Annotated in this window: 20 protein-coding genes and 1 pseudogene; 10 read left to right on the top strand and 11 right to left on the bottom strand. The window is 68.4% G+C overall.

What is annotated here, in order from left to right:
- Positions 1-43 precede the first annotated feature (43 nt).
- The 7 genes and pseudogenes from OG226_RS51785 to OG226_RS50275 all read left to right on the top strand — a co-directional run bounded on the left by OG226_RS51785 (position 44) and on the right by OG226_RS50275 (position 4,985).
- On the top strand, positions 44-502 hold the full coding sequence (locus OG226_RS51785; RefSeq protein ID WP_443066969.1) for a transposase: 459 nt from the start codon (positions 44-46) through the stop codon (positions 500-502).
- Between the two features lie 232 nt (positions 503-734).
- Positions 735-893 (top strand): annotated as a pseudogene (locus tag OG226_RS50255) (transposase); the annotation flags it as partial.
- 437 nt (positions 894-1,330) lie between these two features.
- Entirely contained in the window at positions 1,331-2,545 is a 1,215-nt protein-coding gene (locus OG226_RS50260) for a PP2C family protein-serine/threonine phosphatase (RefSeq protein ID WP_329353062.1), read from the top strand.
- 237 nt (positions 2,546-2,782) lie between these two features.
- Positions 2,783-3,157, top strand: a complete 375-nt coding sequence (locus OG226_RS51790) for an ANTAR domain-containing protein (RefSeq protein ID WP_443066970.1) — start codon at positions 2,783-2,785, stop codon at positions 3,155-3,157.
- Positions 3,117-3,404, top strand: a complete 288-nt coding sequence (locus tag OG226_RS50265) for a transposase (RefSeq protein WP_329353064.1) — start codon at positions 3,117-3,119, stop codon at positions 3,402-3,404. Before OG226_RS51790 ends, OG226_RS50265 begins: the two co-directional genes overlap by 41 nt.
- Entirely contained in the window at positions 3,392-4,312 is a 921-nt protein-coding gene (locus OG226_RS50270; protein ID WP_329353066.1) for an IS3 family transposase, read from the top strand. Before OG226_RS50265 ends, OG226_RS50270 begins: the two co-directional genes overlap by 13 nt.
- A gap of 310 nt (positions 4,313-4,622) precedes the next feature.
- Positions 4,623-4,985 carry a hypothetical protein gene (locus OG226_RS50275; RefSeq protein WP_329353067.1) on the top strand — a complete coding sequence of 121 codons (363 nt, stop codon included), beginning with the start codon at positions 4,623-4,625 and terminating at the stop codon, positions 4,983-4,985.
- A 182-nt stretch (positions 4,986-5,167) separates the two neighbouring features.
- Here OG226_RS50275 and OG226_RS50280 read toward each other — a convergent pair whose 3' ends face one another.
- The gene (locus OG226_RS50280) at positions 5,168-5,800 is read right to left on the bottom strand and encodes a DUF6461 domain-containing protein (RefSeq protein ID WP_329353069.1); all 633 of its coding nucleotides are present in this window, start codon (positions 5,798-5,800) and stop codon (positions 5,168-5,170) included.
- Between the two features lie 248 nt (positions 5,801-6,048).
- Here OG226_RS50280 and OG226_RS50285 point away from each other — a divergent pair, with 248 nt between their 5' ends.
- A complete protein-coding gene (locus tag OG226_RS50285; RefSeq protein WP_329353071.1) occupies positions 6,049-6,363 on the top strand; it encodes a hypothetical protein in 315 nt (104 codons plus the stop codon).
- 135 nt (positions 6,364-6,498) lie between these two features.
- On the opposite strand, the gene OG226_RS50290 is transcribed toward OG226_RS50285, so the two are convergent.
- Genes OG226_RS50290 through OG226_RS50310 form a run of 5 tightly spaced genes read right to left on the bottom strand, consistent with a single transcriptional unit; the run spans position 6,499 to position 10,733 of the window.
- A complete protein-coding gene (locus tag OG226_RS50290; protein WP_329353072.1) occupies positions 6,499-7,857 on the bottom strand; it encodes a PP2C family protein-serine/threonine phosphatase in 1,359 nt (452 codons plus the stop codon).
- A complete protein-coding gene (locus OG226_RS50295) occupies positions 7,854-9,071 on the bottom strand; it encodes an ATP-binding SpoIIE family protein phosphatase (RefSeq protein WP_329353741.1) in 1,218 nt (405 codons plus the stop codon). Before OG226_RS50295 ends, OG226_RS50290 begins: the two co-directional genes overlap by 4 nt.
- Complete coding sequence (locus OG226_RS50300; RefSeq protein ID WP_328675048.1) at positions 9,068-9,481, bottom strand: anti-sigma regulatory factor; 414 nt, start codon at positions 9,479-9,481, stop codon at positions 9,068-9,070. The genes OG226_RS50295 and OG226_RS50300 overlap by 4 nt, the downstream gene beginning before the upstream one ends.
- On the bottom strand, positions 9,478-9,882 hold the full coding sequence (locus OG226_RS50305; protein ID WP_328675047.1) for an STAS domain-containing protein: 405 nt from the start codon (positions 9,880-9,882) through the stop codon (positions 9,478-9,480). The genes OG226_RS50300 and OG226_RS50305 overlap by 4 nt, the downstream gene beginning before the upstream one ends.
- Positions 9,879-10,733, bottom strand: coding sequence for an STAS domain-containing protein (locus tag OG226_RS50310; protein WP_329353073.1), 855 nt, complete (start codon positions 10,731-10,733; stop codon positions 9,879-9,881). Before OG226_RS50310 ends, OG226_RS50305 begins: the two co-directional genes overlap by 4 nt.
- A gap of 527 nt (positions 10,734-11,260) precedes the next feature.
- Between OG226_RS50310 and OG226_RS50315 the strand changes: the two genes are divergently transcribed.
- On the top strand, positions 11,261-11,473 hold the full coding sequence (locus OG226_RS50315; protein ID WP_329353075.1) for a hypothetical protein: 213 nt from the start codon (positions 11,261-11,263) through the stop codon (positions 11,471-11,473).
- A 137-nt stretch (positions 11,474-11,610) separates the two neighbouring features.
- Here OG226_RS50315 and OG226_RS50320 read toward each other — a convergent pair whose 3' ends face one another.
- Positions 11,611-11,961, bottom strand: a complete 351-nt coding sequence (locus tag OG226_RS50320; RefSeq protein ID WP_329353077.1) for a hypothetical protein — start codon at positions 11,959-11,961, stop codon at positions 11,611-11,613.
- Between the two features lie 24 nt (positions 11,962-11,985).
- Positions 11,986-13,248: a PP2C family protein-serine/threonine phosphatase gene (locus OG226_RS50325; RefSeq protein ID WP_329353079.1), complete on the bottom strand. Its 1,263-nt coding sequence runs from the start codon at positions 13,246-13,248 to the stop codon at positions 11,986-11,988.
- A gap of 238 nt (positions 13,249-13,486) precedes the next feature.
- Between OG226_RS50325 and OG226_RS50330 the strand changes: the two genes are divergently transcribed.
- Positions 13,487-14,176 carry a hypothetical protein gene (locus tag OG226_RS50330; RefSeq protein WP_329353080.1) on the top strand — a complete coding sequence of 230 codons (690 nt, stop codon included), beginning with the start codon at positions 13,487-13,489 and terminating at the stop codon, positions 14,174-14,176.
- 32 nt (positions 14,177-14,208) lie between these two features.
- Here OG226_RS50330 and OG226_RS50335 read toward each other — a convergent pair whose 3' ends face one another.
- The 3 genes from OG226_RS50335 to OG226_RS50345 form a co-directional block, all read right to left on the bottom strand.
- On the bottom strand, positions 14,209-15,039 hold the full coding sequence (locus tag OG226_RS50335) for an amidohydrolase family protein (protein WP_328675042.1): 831 nt from the start codon (positions 15,037-15,039) through the stop codon (positions 14,209-14,211).
- 358 nt (positions 15,040-15,397) lie between these two features.
- Complete coding sequence (locus OG226_RS50340; protein ID WP_328675041.1) at positions 15,398-16,144, bottom strand: FadR/GntR family transcriptional regulator; 747 nt, start codon at positions 16,142-16,144, stop codon at positions 15,398-15,400.
- Positions 16,135-17,190, bottom strand: a complete 1,056-nt coding sequence (locus OG226_RS50345) for an aldo/keto reductase (protein ID WP_329353081.1) — start codon at positions 17,188-17,190, stop codon at positions 16,135-16,137. The genes OG226_RS50340 and OG226_RS50345 overlap by 10 nt, the downstream gene beginning before the upstream one ends.
- Positions 17,191-17,216 lie beyond the last annotated feature (26 nt).

The raw sequence follows: 17,216 nt of genomic DNA on the forward strand, positions 1-17,216 counted from the left end.
TAGTTGGCCCGGCAGACGCTCGAGTTCCCACTCCTTCTCGGCCTTGCGCAACCGGCCGAGTTCAGCCCGGAGCCTCGCCAGTTCCTCGTCCCGATCCTCTGCCGCCCCGTCACCACGGACCTGCCCACCGCCGGCGGCCTCGTCGGCCTGCCGGATATGGAGACTTCCGTCCCACCAGGACATCCTTCCTCGGACCTACAAGATCCATTGTCAGAGTGTCCACACCAGGGGAGTCACCTCAGTGATCTGCCGCGACCGTTCCCTCGCCTTCGTCGAGGCCGGACGGCTCGGCGCCCCCAACGCCATCCAGGTCGCGGACAGGTGGCACCTCTGGAAGAACCTCGCCGAGGCCGTGGAGAAGGCCGTCATCCGCCACCGTGCCCTGCTGCGCGAACCGCAGGAGAACAGCTCGCAGTCCGTCACGGTCCCGGACTTGGCGGAGCCGGTACCCGACGCTCCGGCCGGGCCTCGACGGTCCGGCCGTCTCTCGGACCGGGTCTGAAATCAGCACGCATCCGTCCACGACCTGCTCGGCCAGGGCATCGCACTGCGTGTTATCGCCCGGCAGTTGGGCCTGGCCCGTAACGCCGTCCGCCGCCTCGCGGACGCGGCGACCGCGGATGAACTCCTCGTCGGACGGTGGACGGGCCGCACCAGCATCCTCGATGCCTACAAGCCGTACCTGCACCAACGGTGGAGCGAGGGCCGCACCACTGCCAGGGCAAGGCCGGCACCTCGGCCAGGACCTCGACGCCGTCGTCGCCGGCCTCAGCCTGCCCGACAGCTCCGGCGCCATCGAAGGCCACAACAACAAGATCAAGATGCTGAAACGCCAGATGTTCGGCCGCGCCAACTCCGACATGCTGCGCAAACGGGTCCTCCTCGCTGCATGAGGCCGTTCATGATCGCGGGTTCGGTGACCCTCCGTGGCTCCGGCACTGAAAGTGATCCAGAACCACGATTCAACCGCCGCCGATAGGCGCATCGCTGAGCACACTCTCCGCGCCGTGGAGCTGATCGCCGTGTGCGGAGTTGGCCTCTCGCCAGGCGCTGCCGGTGCCGTCAGGGATACCAGGTGCCTGATGTGGGAGTCAGGTTGGGCAAGAGCCTTCCGCAACTGGAACGCGAGGGTTGTGTCGAGGGCTCAGCACGGCCCGTCCTGCTCGGGCGTCGACCGGGACACCTGCGAGGGACACCGTCAGTGCTGCAACGAAAGGCGGCAGCGTAATGACTTCCGAAAAGAATATCCCTCTGAACAGGCATGATGGGCACAGCAGGTGAGGTTGTGCCAAGTCGGGGAAGAAGGGGTGGCAGCCGATAGGAGGTTTTCGTGGTGGGTGGAGATCTGGAACTGGGTGAGTTGCTTGTCGCTGCGGAAGCGGCGCCGCCCGGTGAGTCTGTCGATGTGGTGGCACATGACCTGCAGAAGCGGTTCGGTGCCGAGCATGTGTCTTTCCTGTTCGTCGACCTGATTGGCCAGCGGCTGATTCGGCTCGCCGCAGTCGGCGGCGAGACCGCTGACGATGCCGGGCCGATCGCTCTGCGGGACAGCGTCTACGACAGAGTTCTGCAGAGCCAACGCCAGCACGTGGAACCGGACGGCCAGGGCGGACTGAACGTCATCACGCCGGTCACCAACCGCGGCGACTGCATCGGCGTCCTGGAGGTGACTCTGCAGTCGGCCGACGACACGGTGCTGCGCCAGGTCCGCGACGCTGCACACGCGTTGGCCTACATCATCGTCACCGACCGCCGCTTCACCGACCTGTACCACCTGGGCCGGCGTACCACCAAGCCCAGCCTGGCCGCGGAGATCCAGCACCAGCTGCTCCCCTCGGCCCCCTGCTGCGAGGCGGAGCAGTTCACTTTGGCCGCCGGACTGGTCCCGGCCGATGACATCGGGGGTGACACCTACGACTACACGCTCGACCGCGGCACCCTGCATCTGTCGATCACCGATGCCATGGGCCACGACACGGACTCAGCCCTGTTGGCCACCCTGTTGGTCGGCGCACTGCGCCGGTCACGCCGCAGCGGCTGCGACGCCCTCAACCAGGCCCACCACGCTCACCAGGCCCTGCTGAGTCACTGCCGCGGCCTGGCCACCGGGCAGTTGTTGTGTGTCGACTTGGAGACGGGCCGGTGCGACCTGGTCAATGCCGGCCATCCCCGGCCTCTGCTGCTGCGCGGCGACGTCGTCGAAGAGCTGGAACTCGCCGTCAATTTGCCCTTCGGCGTGGCGGCCCCCAGCTCCTACCGCCTACAGGAACTGCAGCTGTGTCCGGGAGACCGCCTGGTCCTGCTCACCGACGGAATGCAGGAGCGTGGTGCCGCGGCCGTCGACCTCGCCGCGGTCATTCACGACACTCGTGCACTGCACCCGCGCGAAGCCGTACGGAGCCTGACCGCCGCGGTGCTCGACGCCTGCCATGGCAATCTCAAGGACGACGCCACGGTCCTGATACTGGACTGGCACGGTGATCGCCGCCGATCGGCGGGAAGCAGACAGCCCCGTAGCGATGATCCGCAACGGCCCAGTCAGTGAGTGCGTCATGACGCGGTCGCTGGTCATACAGAGGGCGTGTGTCCGTGGACATGAGGGGGACTCGGCTGGAGGGGGGAGGTTGGAAAACGGCCTCGTGGGGGGCTCTTCGTGTCTTGCGGAGGGGCGTTTTGCTGTTGCACTTCGGGGCAGGCGTACTGGAAATCCCGCCCCTATGGAGTCCTGTCACGACGATCTCTCGCGAACAGCGGCCCCTGCCCGACAGAGCGCCTGACGCCGATGCGGCCCGTCTTCGGCAGGAGAGCGCCGAGCTGCGACAGGGCGTTCATTCGCACGCGATCGTCAACCAGGTCATCGGTGTCCCTCATCGCGACCTACGGCATGGCTCCGGCTGCCGGGGCCGAGGTGCTGCGCGAGGTCTCCCAGCAGACCAACATCAAACTGCGTACGGTCGCGGAAGCTCTGATCGGATGGATGTTGGGCCGGCCGAAGCCGAAGCCGCTGGGCCGGGAGCTGGACGCGGCAGTGCAGCGGCGCTCGCGATGCCCGGGTACCCAGGATTGTCCCTCCCCTCGTAGCGTAGAGACCATGACTGCAGGGGGAGTTGGGAGTCATGGCGGAGAAGCGACGGAAGTTCGAGCCGGAGTTCCGTGAGAGAGCTGTACGGATCGTCATGGAGACCGGCAAGACGATCGCGGAGGTCGCCGGAGACCTGGGGATCAACGAGACCACGCTGGCGAGCTGGGTCTCCCGTGCCCGCCGGACGGGGACCGCACCGGCTGGTGGCGGTGACGAGCTGAAGCGTCTACGGCGGGAGAACGCCCAGCTCAGGCGGGACAACAAGGAGCTGGGCATGGAGCGTGATGTCCTCAAGCACTGCATGGTCCCGTGGGTGAAGTAGCCGTGGCGGACCCGGCGTCCGTCGTCGGGGTGATCAGCGACTTCAGGACCGAGCACGGCATTTCGCACCGCGTCTCCTGCCGCGCCCCGGGCGTGAGCGAGTCGTGGTTCTACAAGCACCGCACCCACCAGCCCACCCGGCGTGAGCTGCGCAGACAGCATCTGATCGAGGCGGTGAAGGGAGAGTTCCACACGTCCGGCGGCACCTACGGCTCGCCGAAGATCTGGATCAGGCTGGTGAGGCAGGGCTGGCGGATCTCGGTGAACACCATCGCGAAGATCATGGCCGAGCTCGGCCTGGTCGCACGGAAGGTGCGCAGACGGCGGGGGCTGACCCGGCCGGGCAAGCGGCCGGCCGCACCGGACTTCGTGCGCCGCGACTTCACCGCCGAGGCACCCGACCTGGTCTGGTGCGGGGACATGACCGAGATCGAGACCGGTGAGGGCAAGTTGTACCTGGCCACGGTCGTCGACCTCTTCTCCCGGCGCCTGCTGGGATACGCGATGGGGGCACGCCACGATGCCGAACTGGTCGTCGCCGCCCTGCACATGGCCGCGGCCACCCGTGGCGGAGACGTGCGCGGCGTCATCTTTCACACGGTCCGCGGCAGCGAATACGTCTCACGGAGGTTCCGCCGGGCCTGTCGCCGGCTGGGCGTCTTCCAGTCCATGGGCCGGGTCGGATCTTGTGTGGACAAGGCCGTCAGCGAGGCGTTTAACAGCGTGCTGAAGGTCGAGTACGTCCACCGGCACACCTTCGCCACCCGCGCCGCGGCCCGGATCAGGATCGCGACCTGGATCACCGACTGCTACAACACCCGTCGGCTGCACAGCGTGTGCCATTGGAAGAGCCCGATCGACTACGAACACGACTACTGGGCCAGCTTCACCGAGGAGCTGGCTGCATAGGACGGTCTCCACACTTCGAGGGGATTGACAGAGATGGCGGTTCACCTGGCTGCCACCCTCGTGCAGTGGTTTGCCGCAGGGCTCATTCGACGTGCGCCGTAGCCCACCTCACGCTGATGGGCTTCCGTGGAAAGCGAGCAGGATCAGGATCAGGTGTGTGAGCGAGGCCTGTTACCGAGTCCGTATCTGTGAATGTCTCAGCGGGAACCCGTCTCGACGGCGGTTTCCTTGCACCCTGCATGGTCGTTGTCTACGGGGATGGGACTCACCTCTTCGAGTCCTGCGGGCCTTGACGACAAGCGAGGATGCCATGGGGCGCGAGAAGATGAACAAGCCGCGCAAACCGCACAACGAGAAGCCGCGCATCGTCGACATGGTGAGCGTCCCCGTCGCAACACAGAAGAACGTGATCCTCACGTACATCATGTCCGCAGAGGATCCGACCTGGCGGATGGTCGAGGCAGGGGTCCGGAACAAGTACGGGGAGTTCACGGTCGCTGAGCGAGACCTGCTCGATCTCCCCGCGCAGGCGCGTACCGAGGCGCTGAACGACTTGGCGCTCTACGCGTCTGCGCAGATGCCCCTACAGGCCCCCATGGAGGTACGGGAGCAAGCCGCCCGTACCGCGGCCAACTGTCAGCAAGCTCTGACGCGACTCCGCTCCGCTCTCTGACGCCTGTCTACGCCAGCAGCGCGCTGGCGCAGGTTTGGGTCGACGCCTTTCCCGTAGGGCTGTCCCGGCCGCTTGTTCAGCGGGCGAGGGTGACGGCGATCGTCCACCCGGATGACCACGGATCAACGCAGCCGAACCACAGTGACCACTTCCCTGATGCTTGAGCGTGTTCAAGCTGCGGGTCACGCCGGTTCCAGCAAAACGGCCGGCAGCGTCCCGCTCACGATCGGATCCCTCGGCAGCGTGAGCCCGAAGAACTCCTCGACAACACCCAGCGCGGCGCGGTGGACCTCGCGTCGGTTCCGCTCCGGGTCCGGGAGGCCGGCGGCCGTGAGCCGCTCCTGCAGTCGAGCGGCTGTAGCGGGGTCGCCTTCGACCTTTTCGTAGCCCCATGACCCGTCCATGTGCAGGTTGAAGGCGGCCAGCAGCCGGCCATCGTGGAAGTAGGCGAACTGGGGCGGTACTGGCTTGCCGTTCTCCTCCTCGTACTCCAGGAGGCAGACATCCGCGCCGCCGAGTGAGACCGGTGTCAACGGTCCGAACTCGGCCGGCCAGCCGCCGTACGCAACCGCGTATGTCCAGCCCCCCACAGAGCCGAGGCGCAACCCGACGTCGTCGTAGTCGTCCATGAGCTCCAGGAGCGAAGCTCCCGTGTGGTCCCCGACCGGCACGACGATGTGCTCCGTGTCGTACCGCAGGGCCGCGGCAAGACGCTTGGCGAGTTCCTGCGGGGAGAGCCTGCGGGCGAGTACCACGTGATAGCCCCCGAAAGCGATGGATTGTCGATCAGCGAGCCAGGTCGTTCCGTCTGTCATGACCGTCATCCTGCCCGGCGCCTCTGACAACGCATGCCACGAGCCCGCGGTGTTCAGTACAGCGGCGGTCCTGGAGTCGGTATCGCTGCGTTGTCAGCACTCGCACACATCGTTCTCACGCCGCACCGGGCGACCTCGCCATCGAGCAACAAACGTTCCCGACGCTCCCCTGCAAAGCCACCCGCCTCAAGGGCCCCTGCATCAGACCAAGAACCTGAACACAAGAGCTCGACAGGGAAGACCACCGCGTGCCGGGTCGTGCCTGCCACGACCTCTACGACGACGTCTTCGGAGACGGGTGTGTAGGCGTCGCAGGCTTTCGTGGAAGCGCGCCCGGCATCGGGCAGCAGGCGTGGGCTGATGGCGGCGGTGAGCGCGGTGGTCAGCCGCTGGGACAGTGCGACCCGTCCGTCGGGCTGGAGTACCGCACGGTGCAGCCCGGTCTGGTGGCCGAGTTGGCCGCCCACACCGCCATCGACGCGGGCCGCCACCGTCACCCCGTCCGGTTCCTGCGCGTGCGCGAGGACCTCACCTCGGAAGAGGTCGAACCCTTCCGAGGGTGACCACGTCACCGTGAGCGGGACATCGCGGAACATCCATGGCCACCGGCACCTTCTCCCGTCGCTGGGTGACCGCCATGGAACTGTTCGCCCTCCACCCGGGCTGACGCTCCCTGATTGACGATGCCTCGGACGGGTTCAGGGGGGTGGGGTGAGGCGGGCGGTGAAGATGATGATGTCGTCTTCTGGTTCGGTGCCGAAGGTGTCGAGGAGTTCGGTGCACAGGGCGTCGGGGTGCGCGGCACCGGTCGCGGCGGTGGCGGCCAGGAGTGCGAGCCGGTCGTCCAGGTTGGTGTCGCGGGTTTCGATGAGTCCGTCGGTGATCATGAGGAGTCGGCTGCCGGGTTCCAGGTGGTGCACGGTGGCCGCCGGTTGGGGCAGGCCCAGGCCGAGCAGGGGGCCGTGTTCGGTGAGGTAGCGGGGTGTGCCGTTCGGGGGCAGGAGCAGTGGGGGGAGGTGGCCGGCATTCGCGATGTGCAGGCGGGTGTTGCCGGGTTCGACGAGAGCGATGCAGACGGTGGCGGTCCAGCCGGGTCGGTGCAGGCCCAGCAGGTGGTCGAGGTGTTGCAGCAGGGTGTGTAGGGGGTGGTCCTGGGCGGCGTAGGCGCGCAGGGCGTGGCGGAGTTCGCCCATGACCATGGCGGCCTTGAGAGAGTGTCCGACGACATCGCCGACGGCCAGGAGGAGTCCCTGGCGGGTGGTGACGGCTTCGTAGAAGTCGCCGCCGATCTCTGCGGCGGCGGTGGCGGGCAGGTAGCGCACGGCGAGTTCGGCGCCGGGGACGTCGGGGAGGGTGGCGGGCAGGAAGGTGCGTTGCAGGGCCAGGGCGAGTTCGTGTTCCTGGCCGAAGCGTTCGACGACGTCTTTGTGCTCGACGGTGAGTTCGGCGTACATGGCCATGACGCCCGCGTTGGTCTCGGTCAGTTCGTCGTTGAGGCGTTCGAGTTCGTCGCGCTGGGCGTGGGCTTCCTGCAGTGAGGCGATCAGGTCGCGGGTCTGCGCCTGAAGGTCGTCGAGTGCGCTCGCGCCCGAGGGGTCGGCGGTCTCCAGGAGGGCGCGGACCTGGTCGACTTTCAGGTCCCGGGCCGCGAGGTCGGGGATCGGGCAGGTGATCTCGATCCGGCCGCCGGAACGGGGCGCGGGCCGTGTGGCGTTGGTGGGGGCGGTGTCGTAGCGGGTCTGGAGCAGTAGCCGGGTGACGGCCGTCAGTGATTCGCGGCTGGGGACGCGGTCGTCGGTCCATTCCAGGACGGTGCGCAGTGCGGCCGGTTCCTGCTGCACGCTGAAGACCGCGGTCATCACCTCAGGACGCATGAGGTCGCGGCCGAGTTCGCTCAGGGCGGTGGCCAGGCGTACCTGGTCGCGGGCATCGAGGCCGATGGCTTCGGTGATGGTCTTGGCGTGGCGGCGCAGGGCGAACACGTCGTGCTCGGTCCTGACCGAGACGGCCAGGACCGGCGCCGCAGCGCCGTGGCGGTCGGGGGTGGGCGAGTTCACCGGGCGGCCTTGGCGATCACCGCGCTGGCGTCGTCGCGGCGGGTTCCGGCCTGGCGCAGCAGAGCCGTGGCGATCACGGCGGGCGGGTGGTGCAGGAGGCCGGTGAGGTCGGCCGGGCTCCAGCGGTCGCTGAGTCCGTCGGAGTGCATGACGAGCATCCCCTGGGCGGGAAGCCGGTATTCGTGGGTGCGCAGCCGGTGCATCTGGTGGCCGGCGATCCCGGGATGGGACAGCAGGTTCGCGCGGCTGGTCGCGGTGAGAAGGGCGGCGGTGATGTTCCCGACGCCGCAGAACAGCACCCGTCCGTCGCTCTCCAGGCGGGCGATGGCCACGGCGGCGCCGCGGGTGCCGCGCAGCGCCCGGTGCACTTCTTCCATCGCCTGCTCGGGGGTGCGCCCGTTTCCGGTGCGGAAGGCGTTGACGGCGGCCTGCGCGGCCAGGGAGGCCAGCGGGCCGTGGCCCAGCCCGTCGCAGGACATGACGAGCAGTCCGTCGCCCGGCCCCGGCACCGCCGCGTGGACCGGCGCGGAGGCGCCGGAACGCGCGGCCGCCGGCTGCTGTCTCGGGCCGCCCGTCATCATCGACCAGTCCGGGGCCGCGGCGAGAGGCGGCCCCGCATCGGCGGTCCCCTCCACCCGTGCCACGGCCGTCCCGACACCGGTGCTGGTGCCGGTGTCGATGCGTGCGGCCCAGGCGTCGCCGCAGACCTGCTCGCCGCTGATCGGCCGGGTGATGCCCCCCACTGCCGCCTCCCCGCTGAGAGCGGGCGGTACGGGGTGCGGCCAGAAGCGGGCCAGCTGAACGGTGCCGGTGCCGGGCCGGGAGTGAATGGTGAAGGTGTCGGCCAGGCGCTCGACGGCGCCCAGGCCGATGCCCAGGGTGCTGGTGGTCGACATGCCGTCCCGCAGGGCTGCGGGGACGTCCGCCATGCCGGGACCGCTGTCGACAGTGATCACCTCCACCCCGGCCACCACGTCCCCGGCGAGCGCGGCGTGGTTGCGCAGGATCCGCAGGAGGAGGGAGCCGTCGGTGGCGTGTTTGGTGAGGTTGGCGGCCAGTTCGGCAACGGCCAGGACCAACTCGGCGGTGCGCTGCTCGCCCAGGCCGATCCGCCGGCCCAGCTTGGCGGCGGTACCGCGGGCCCCGTCGGGACCGTCACGGAACCAGGCCACGTCCTCACAGTCCACCAGCAGGGCGGAGCGGGCGGTCATCATCGGGCCCACTTGGTGATGGTGACGGTGGTGCCCGCACCCGGGGCGGTCTCCAGCACGAAGTCGTCGACCAGCCGCTTCGAGCCCGACAGCCCGAGCCCCATCCCGCCGCCGGAGGTCCAGCCGTCGGTCATCGCCTGCTCCACATCGCCGATCCCCGGCCCCTGGTCGGCGAAGACCAGACGCACGCCGCGCCGGCCGCGTTCCTCCACCACCGCAGCGGTCATGGTGCCGCCGCCTCCGTGGACGAGGGTGTTGCGGGCCAGTTCACTGGCGGCAGTGATCAGCTTGGTCTGCTCGACGAGGGAGAACCGGCACTCCTGGGCCAGCGCCCGCACCAGCTGACGGGCCTGCACCACTCCGGCGGTGGAGGTTATCTCCAGTACCTCCGGGGCACGGGAGGGCCCGGTCATGCGCCGGCCGCGTCACCCGGCGCCGTGCCGTCCGCACTGCCTGTGCCACTGTCGTGTCCCAACATCCGCAGGCCCTTGTCCAGACTCAGCGCGGTCCGTACCCCACCAAGCGAGAGCCCGAGTTCGACCAGGGTGATGGCGACGGCCGGGCGCATGCCCACCACGACGGTCTGCGCGTCCAGCAGCCGCGACAGCGACGCGATCGTCGACAGCATCCGGCCCACGAACGAGTCGACGATCTCCACGGCGGTGATGTCGATGACCACCCCGTGAGCGGCGTGATCCACCACCGCGGCGGCCAGATCGTCCTGGAGCTGCAACACGTCCTGGTCGTCCAGGTCGGTCTGGATGGACACCAGCAGGACCTGTCCGATCCGCAGGACGGGAACCCGTTCGCTCACCGGGCACCGGCCTGGGGAGCGGTAGGCGAGAAGGCGACGCCGGAGCGGCGCAGCGCGTGCCGCAGGGCATCGGCGAGCGTGGCCTTGGTGACGATGTCCCCGAAGTCGATCCCCAGCGCCACGATCGTCTGGGCGATCTGCGGACGGATCCCGGAGATCGTGCACTCCGCGCCCATCAGGCGGGCCGCCACCACCGTCTTCAGCAGATGCTGCGCGACCTCGGTGTCCACCGCGGGCACACCGGTGATGTCGATGATGGCCTGCTCGGAGCCGGTGTCGATGAGCGCCTGGAGCATCTTCTCCATCACCACCATGGTCCGCGCCGAATCCAGCGTGCCCACCAGCGGAACGCCGATCACCCCGTCCCACAGCTTCACCACCGGAGTCGACAGCTCCAGCAGCTGCTCCGCCTGCGCCGCGATCAGCTCCTCACGGGTACGGGTGTACGCCTCGATGGTGAACAGACCCAGCGTGTCCAACAGCGTGGCGAACTGAACGTACGCCTGCACGTCCGTGTCCTTGCCGGCCAGCTCCGGCTCCAGGACCTTCTTGAGAGCGAACACGCTCACCGCGGTCTCGGTGGGCGAGAAGCCCTGCATCGCCCGGTTGCGCGACAACTCGCTCAGCAGCGCACGCACCTCACTGAACGCCCCGTCATGCCCGTCCACACTGCCCGCGCCGAGCGCGGCCACCAGCGCGGTGTAGATCTCCTGCAACTCACCCACGACCTCGCTGCGGCTGACCCGCCCGCCCAGCGAACCGGTCACCCTCTCCGCCCACTCCGCGCCCAGATCCTCGCCCCGGACCGACAACAGACCGATCAACCGCTCCGAAACGTCCTTGTCAGCCACGGGACACCTCCTCCGAAAGGGGATCAAGCGACCCCGCTGGAACACTAAGCCATCAGGGTGAGCAGCGACGGAGACCCTTCCTGGCAGGACAGTTCCCGCACATGCGGCCACCCCATCTTCCTTCGCCAAGCCCCCGCAGAAGCGGTCCCCGATACGTGGGTGGTCTGGCGATGTTTGGCCTGACGCGATGCAAGCGCCCGAAGCTATGGACAACGGACAAGACCGAACCCCGTCCATAACTTGATCTCGTACGCCCACGGTCCTGTCGGCAGCTGCTGCACGGGCCGCGCAAGGGCGACGTCCAGGGGCCACTCCACACGACCAGCCTGCACGGCTGCGGCACCCGGCGCCCGCTGGCGAGCAGGTGCCGCGCCCTTGTCGCGGCCGAACGCGGTCACACCCTTCGGTGCAACCCCGCGGATCCGGTCGAACTACACGTGCTTCGTTGCCATCTGCCGATCCCTCAGCTGCTCACGCTGTCCGTGCTCGCTACACCTGACCAAGGTGCATTCAGTGGAGGGGCTCTCATGGTGCTGTCGATCAATGTGGCTGTGCTCTTGGCGGTCGTCATCGTGGTGAGACTTCGCCGTCGTACTCAGGCGCGGAAGCGGACGGATGAGCAGCTGACCGTGCTCATCGTGTTGGTGTTCGGGGTGCTGGTCACCCCGACCGCGTTCGGGCAGGGGATCTTGAACGTGGTGGGGCAACTCGCCGACGGCATCACCCAGTCGGGCCGCTGACAATTCTCAGCTGCTGTACCCAGCTCCAGGGCGGGATGCTGTCGGACCCCCGAGCGGAGAGGCTTCTCGTCCAGCGGGGAGGAATGACGACCGACTGCAGACCGGGATCGGATCGGTGAGAGACCGTTTCGGGGCTCTCACGGGCGGGGTTCGCTGGCTGGGAAACCGGCCACGGACGGCGGCGTGTGGCTCGTTGCGTGGATGCCCGGTTCGGGATTTCGGGCGGCGAGGAGCGTGCGGACCTGTTCGTGGGAGTAGCGCGAGGATGCGGCGATACGCCGCAGGCCCCAGCCCTCTTCGCGGGCTCGGACCATGCCGCTGACGAGAGCGGAGGCAAGGAGTTGATCGCAGGCCGTGCGGAGGTCTGCGGCAGTCCGCAGGTGCTGATGGGGTTCGGCGTCGGGAAGGAGGCCGATCAGCTTCGTGATCTCATCCTGGACGTGACGGGCCTGGTCTTGGCAGGCGGTAGGGGGTTCGGTGTCGGCCACGGGCGCTCTCCGGCGGGCGAGGGGTCAGGTGCGGGGGGTGACGCGCAGGAGCATCAGTGCGGTGTCGTCGACGGCGTAGCCGCCGGAGTGCTTGGAGGCTTCCTGCCACAGCTGGTGGAGAGTCTCGGCGGCGGTGTGGCCGTGGGTGGCGGCCAGGGCTGCGGCGAGGCGGTCGCCGCCGAAGAGCGGACCTTTGTCTCGGGTGCGGGCCTCGGTGATGCCGTCGGTGTAGAGCAGCAGGGCGTCGCCGGCTTCCAGGCGGAAGGGGGTCTCACGGTGCGGGTTGTGGAGGACCGGCAGAAGTGGGCTGAGCAGCATGCCGTCGGCGTGGAGTTCCTCGACGGTGCCGTCTGCGCGGCGGATCAGGGCCGGTGGATGGCCGGCGCTGGCGTAGCGGCCCCTGAGTCCGTTGGCGTCGGGGCGGAAGACCGCCAGGGCGGCAGTGAGGAAGCGGTCGCTGACCTGCTGGTCGATCATCGCCTCGTGCAGGCGGTGCAGCACGGTGGCCATGCTGATGTGCTGGGTGGCCTCGGCGCGGACGGTGTAGCGGGCCAGGGCGGTGACCTTCGCGGCGTCGATGCCTTTGCCGCAGACGTCGCCCATCACCGCGCACCAGCTCTTGCCGCGGGTGCGGAAGAGGTCGTAGAAGTCGCCCACTACTTCCGCGCCGGCGGCGCCGGTGGTGTCGGCGGGCAGGTGGACTGCGGCGACGTCCAGTCCCGGCGCCTTCGACAGCCGGGGCGGCAGGAGGCTGTCCTGCAGGGTGCGGGCGAGCGCCGTCGATGCCTCCTCGCTCGCCCGGGCCTCGCGCAGGGCCTGGCGCAGGGCGATCTCGGAGGACACCGATCGGGTCAGGGTCCGTAGTGCTTCGGCCTGCGCGGGGGTGAAGGGGCGAGCGGCCTGGTCGACCACGCAGAACCCGCCCAGGACGTGCCCGTCGGGCGAGACCACCGGATAACCCGCCCACGCGCCGATACCCAGGGCGTCGATGGCCGCGAGGTCCTTGATCCTGGGGTCGCGGACGGCGTCCTCGGCGATCAGCTCCCGGCCGGTGCCGATCAGGATGTGGCAGGGGCTGTCACGGATGTCGTTCTCGCGGCCGGCCGTGGGATCCATCCCCAGGGCGGTTTTCCAGAACGAGCGCCTACCGTCGGCGATGGTGAAGAACGCCTTCTGCGCACCCGTGATCGCCAGCGCGAGCTGCGCGAGATCGTCGAAAGTGCCCTCCGGTGCGGTGTCCAGCAGACCGGACTGAGCAACTGCGGCCAGCCGTGCTGGGTCGAACACCTCCTTCGGCAACTCATCTGGGGAGCGAGGAACCTCTGTCGCCATCAGGCTGCCGTCCATTCCGAGGCCGTCCCCCGAGCCGTCTACCCGCGTGTCAAGTGACCTGACGGTGAGCGTAAGCGAGCACAGGCCACTGCTCCAGCACGATCACGTCACACCGCCTGACTCGCGCGGGGGTCGGCCCAGCACCGATGCCGGAGCACGGCCAGGGCTGTGGTTCCGGCCACTGTTGTCCCGCGTGGAGAACGCCACGACCAGACCCCGGATGCGCCGCGACGGCGGATACCCGTTGGACCCGACGCTGAAAGTCGCGCTGGAGACGGTCGCCGACGATGTACGACGGTTCCGCTCCTGGGGCTACGAGTTGATCAAGCACGACTTCTCGACGTACGACCTCTTCGGCCGGTTCGCCGCCGACTCCCTGCCCGAACTCGCCGATGCCGACTGGGCGTTGACCGATCGGTCACTGACGAACGCGGAGATCCTCGTGCGTCTGTACCGCACCGTGGCGGAGGCTGCCGGGCCGACGGTCGTCATCGGCTGCCACACCGTGGGGCACCTGGCAGCCGGTCTGGTACAGGTGCAGCGAACCGGGGACGACACCTCGGGGCGCCGATTGGAACGCACCCGACGCATGGGCGTGAACACCCTCGCTTTCCGACTGGCCCAGTACAACCGCATCTTCGCGCTCGACGCGGACTGTGTCCCGTGCACGCCGCAGACCGACTGGGCCATGAACTCGCGGATGCGGAGGCCTCGGGTGGAGGACTCGCTGAGGACGTCTTCGACGAGCGCGGTCGGCTCTCGGAGGAGGAGGGACCGCTGTCGCCATCCCCGTCGGCCGGCATCCGGTACTTCGTATCGCGGTGACGTCTCGGACGGTTTGGTGATGAGCCGGCTGAACGGCTGCGCCGCGAGCACCCGCTGAGCGGTGTCCAACGGGTGTGAACGGGGTCGACTTCACTCGGCCCCTGCCCTGCCAAGTCCGAAGATCCGCTCTGCATGCCCACGGAGGTAGAGATCGGTGGCGGTGTCGTCCAAGCCCAGTTCGTCGAGGTCCGCTAGGGCTTTGTCGGCTGTAATCATGGGGTAGTTGGTGCCGAAGAGGACCTTGTGGCGACTGCTGCGCAGGTAGGCGACCAGTTCGGGCGGGATGCGCTTGGTGGTGTAGGCCGAGGTGTCGATGTAGACGTTCTCGTGCTTACGCGTCACGGCGATCATCTCCTCCGTCCACGGATAGCCGATGTGCCCGCCGACGATGGTGAGTTCGGGGAAGTCCAGCGCCACGTTGTCCAAGTACGGGATCGGGCGGCCGGTCTCGGAGGTCCGCAGCGGGCCGGTGTGGCCGACCTGGGTGCAGAAGGGGATTCCGAGTTCAACACATTCGGCGTAGAGCGGGTAGTAGCGGCGGTCGTCGGGCGGCCAGCCCCACAGCCATGGCACGACCCGCAGGGCCTTGAACCCCAACTCGTTTACGCAGCGGCGCAGTTCGCGGACCGCCTGCATGGGCTTGCGCAGGTCGACAGAGGCGACACCCACCAAGCGGTCGGGGGCGTGGGCGACGAAGGACGCGACCTCGTCGTTGGAGATGAGCGGGCCCTCGGGGCCGTACCAGGCACTGAGAAGGGAAATGCTGACGCCGCCGGCGTCCATCGCGGCGAGGGTGAGGTCAACGGGGAGTTGCTCGGTGAGGAGGTCGGCTCCGGTCCAGCGGCGCAGGGAGGCGAACATGTCGTGCTGGATGAAGCGCAAGGTGGGGTGTTGGGCCCACGCATCGATGATGACGGTCATCGTAGAGCTCTTCCTTTCTACGTTCGGTGATCTCGTAGGGGCTCAGGCCCCTATCGGCAAGCCGCAAGCCCGGTGGCGACGACGGCCCGGGCCACGGTTGCGTGAAGTCTCACTTGCGTTCCTCGTGGGGAAGCGGTAGCAGTCCCATGTTTCCCGGAGGAGTTGAGCGCGAGGAGAACTCGTCACTCTTGATATCCCGCGGACGGATGGATAAATGTCACGTTGAACCAGGGCAGACCCGGTGTGCCCATCGGGCAAGCCTGACAAGGAAGATGGGATGTCTGACTGCTGGTCTCTACGTGGTGCCGCGCGAAGGCGTCGCGGGGAGTGGCGCAGCCGATGGGTTGGCCGACGCGGCTCAGGACGCCTGCTGGTCTTCGGCCTTCTTGACCGCCGGTGTTTCGTCGCGAACGGAGTTGGTGGACTCCAGGTGCTGCCGTAGCCATCGCTCGGTGTTGTTGACGTGCAGGAGCGCGGCGGCCTGGCTCAGGGAGGCGTCGCGGGCGGCGAGGGCCTCGAAGATGGCCTCGTGTTCGGCGAGCGTTCGCCCCGAGGCCTGGGCGTCGACGAGTCCGCGCCAGACGCGGGCGCGGAGGGTACGGCCCGAGATTCCCTCGAGAATGGTCAGCAGCGTTTCGTTGCCCGTCGCGGAGACGACGGACCGGTGGAACGCTGCGTCATGCAGGTTCAGCCGCTCCACGTCGTCACGCGCGTCCCGCATGGCGTCCAGGTGCCGTTTGACCTCAGCAAGGTCCTCGTCCGAGATGCGGGTGGCGGCCAGCGCGGTGGCGACGGGTTCCAGCAGTCGCCGTACCTCCATCAGGTCCAGCAGCGCGCCCGCGTCGCCCTGGAGAAGCTCCACGGCACCGCCGAGACCCTCCAGGAGAAGGCTCGGCTGCAGGCTGGTGACGTACGTTCCGTCGCCCCGTCGGACCTCCAGGACCCGTGCGACGGCCAGCGCCTTGACCGCCTCCCGCGCCAGGTTTCGGGAGAGGCCCAGTTGAGCGGCCAGGTCCTGCTCCGGAGGCAGTTTCGAGCCCGGCGGCAGCGCGCCTGAGCCAATGAGCTCACGGATCTGCTTGATGGCCTTGTCCGTCAGGGACACGGGGAACTCCTTCCGCGAGCGTCTTCGCTGTCGAGGTGTGGTCCACGGCCCGCCGCGGCAGGGCGATCGACAGGTACGTCGGCCCTGATCAGGCCTTGGGCGCGAAGATCGTCCCACAGATCCTCGGGTGTGTGCCGACCGTGCAGTTCCACGTTGCGTGCGACCTGTTCCGGATTACGCATGCCGAGGGTGACGTTGATGGTAGCGGGGTGGGTGAAGGGGAAGGCGATCGCGGCGGCAGGCAGGGTCGTGGCGTGCCGTTCACAGACTTCCGCGATTGCCCTGGCCCGCGTGACGAGGTCCGGCGGGGCGTCCTGGTAGTCGTACTTCATGCCCTCGGCGGGTCGATCCCGGGAGAGCAGTCCGGAGTTGAAGACCCCGACCGCCACGACGCTCTTGCCGAGTTCCGTCGCGGCGGGCAGCACGTCGTCCAGGGCCGACTGGTCGAGGAGTGTGTAGCGTCCGGCCAGCATCACCACATCTGCGGCGGTCTCGCGCAGCAGGCGGGCGAGCATGGCCGACTGGTTCATGCCGGCGCCGATGGCGCCGATGACGCCCTGATCGCGCAGGTCCGCGAGGGCGGGCATGGCCTCCTCGGCGGCCTGGCGCCAGTGGTCGTCGGGGTCGTGCAGATAGACGATGTCGAGACGGTCCAGGCCGGTGCGCTCCAGGGTGGCCTCGATGGAGCGGAGTACGCCGTCGCGGCTGAAGTCCCACTGTCTGCGCAGGTCGTCACGTACGACGAAGCCCTCGGTGTCGACGCCTCGGGGCCGTTCGTTGGGCACGAGCAGTCGTCCCACTTTGGAGGAGACGACGTATTCCTCGCGCGTACGGTTCTTGAGGGCTGCTCCCAGGCGGTGCTCGGAGAGGCCCAGCCCGTAGTGGGGTGCGGTGTCGAAGTAGCGGATGCCGCCTGCCCAGGCCGTGTCGACGGCCGCCGTCGCTTCCTGGGCGGATGTGATCCGGTAGAGGTTGCCCATGGCGGAGGCACCGAAGCCGAGTTCGGTGAGTTCGACGGGTCTGTTCTCGATCTTTCGGTGCCTCAAGGCATATCCTCCTGGGACCTGTTGGG

It is taken from the genome of Streptomyces sp. NBC_01261 (genome assembly GCF_036226385.1).
Classification (GTDB): Bacteria; Actinomycetota; Actinomycetes; order Streptomycetales; family Streptomycetaceae; genus Streptomyces.

Bases quoted from the DNA above. Each gene is read 5' to 3' on its own strand.
- OG226_RS51790 (WP_443066970.1), top strand. From the start codon at position 2,783: ATGCGGCCCGTCTTCGGCAGGAGAGCGCCGAGCTGCGACAGGGCGTTC.
- OG226_RS50265 (WP_329353064.1), top strand. From the start codon at position 3,117: ATGGCGGAGAAGCGACGGAAGTTCGAGCCGGAGTTCCGTGAGAGAGCT.
- OG226_RS50275 (WP_329353067.1), top strand. From the start codon at position 4,623: ATGGGGCGCGAGAAGATGAACAAGCCGCGCAAACCGCACAACGAGAAG.
- OG226_RS50280 (WP_329353069.1), bottom strand. From the start codon at position 5,800: ATGACAGACGGAACGACCTGGCTCGCTGATCGACAATCCATCGCTTTC.
- OG226_RS50295 (WP_329353741.1), bottom strand. From the start codon at position 9,071: ATGATGACCGCCCGCTCCGCCCTGCTGGTGGACTGTGAGGACGTGGCC.
- OG226_RS50300 (WP_328675048.1), bottom strand. From the start codon at position 9,481: ATGACCGGGCCCTCCCGTGCCCCGGAGGTACTGGAGATAACCTCCACC.
- OG226_RS50315 (WP_329353075.1), top strand. From the start codon at position 11,261: ATGGTGCTGTCGATCAATGTGGCTGTGCTCTTGGCGGTCGTCATCGTG.
- OG226_RS50335 (WP_328675042.1), bottom strand. From the start codon at position 15,039: ATGACCGTCATCATCGATGCGTGGGCCCAACACCCCACCTTGCGCTTC.